1 protein-coding gene and 1 pseudogene are annotated in these 1,288 nt (G+C 63.7%); both read left to right on the top strand.

The window, feature by feature from the left end; all coding sequences use genetic code 11:
• Positions 1-373: pseudogene (locus ABYB95_RS23620) on the top strand (hypothetical protein); the annotation flags it as partial.
• Between the two features lie 8 nt (positions 374-381).
• Positions 382-1,014, top strand: coding sequence for a glutathione binding-like protein (locus ABYB95_RS23625; RefSeq protein WP_372662861.1), 633 nt, complete (start codon positions 382-384; stop codon positions 1,012-1,014).
• Positions 1,015-1,288 lie beyond the last annotated feature (274 nt).

Below are 1,288 nucleotides of genomic sequence, written 5' to 3' on the forward strand. Positions count from 1 at the left end.
CAAGGCGGTCGGCGCCGGCGGCGGCCGCGCCGACCTCGGACGGCCGCTCGCACAGGTCGGGGACCACCGTGGCTCGCTCCATCGCGAAGCCTCGGGGAAGGCGCCGGCCGCACAGCACCACCGCGGCGCTCACGGCTCCCCACCTTCGCCGTCGGCCAGCATCGATGCCAGCTTGTTCCTCGCGGGGCTCATCGCTGGGGAGGACGTCGCCAAGATCGTGCAACTCGGCATCGAGTACTACCCGGCGCCTCCCTTTGGCAATGGCACACCCGACGACGCGCCGACCATGGCGCAGACCTTCGTCCGCCAGTTTGAGTCTGAAGGCACCGAGCGCCTTGTGGCGCTGGAAGCCCGCATTCCTTCTCCTCTGTGAGCACTGCCATGGACCTGTACTACGCCCCAATGGCCTGCTCCTTTGCCTGCCACCTGCTGATCCGGGAATCCAGCCTGCCCGTCAACCTCATTCCGGTCGCGCTGTTGCGCAAACAGCTCGACACCGGCGCTGACTACTTCAGCGTCGCCCCCAAAGGTCAGGTTCCCGTGCTGCGCTTTGACGATGGGCGGCTGCTGACCGAAAACAGCGCTGTGTTGCAGGCCCTTGCCCGGCATGCCGCCCTTGAAGGGTACGGCGGTTACCTGCCAAATCCCGGCACGGTGGAACATGACGAATTGCTGGAGTGGTTGAGCTTCATCGGCACCGAGATCCACAAGCTGTGTCTCTACCCGCTGTTTCAACGCGATGCGCCAGACGCCGTCAAAGAATGGTCCCAAGGACTGCTGGCCGGCAGGCTGCAAACGGTTGCAGACCGGGTGGCACATCGACCCTTCCTGGTGGGCGACCGCTTCAGCGTGGCCGATGCCTATCTGGCCTGGGCGCTGATGTTGTGTGAGCAGTCGGGCGTGGGATTTCAGGGTGCCAAAGGTTTGGATGCCTACTGGGCACAGACAAAGGCCCGGCCCGCTTTCGGTGAATGTCTTGCGCTTGAAGGGCGGCTGTACAAAACCTTGGCCTGAGGGAGGCTTCGTAGGTTGTTGCCCCACCACGGATTGTGTTTCGAGTCCGACAAGCATCGCCAGGACCGACCATCGGGGCAGATCCGAATCTGGACAATGACGTGTTGAATGTCGCTCGCATGCCGAACCGAGAAGCACCCCCCGCCAACTTCAAAGGCGTTCAACAGGTCTTGCAAACCGTCTTCGACCCCGCCCAGTTGCTCAGCGGCCCACTCAGGTCCATACCCCGCCGCAACGCCGTCATCTCGGCCACGATGCTCATGGCGATTTCGGG

The organism is Hydrogenophaga sp., assembly GCF_041633695.1.
GTDB lineage: Bacteria > Pseudomonadota > Gammaproteobacteria > Burkholderiales > Burkholderiaceae_C > Hydrogenophaga.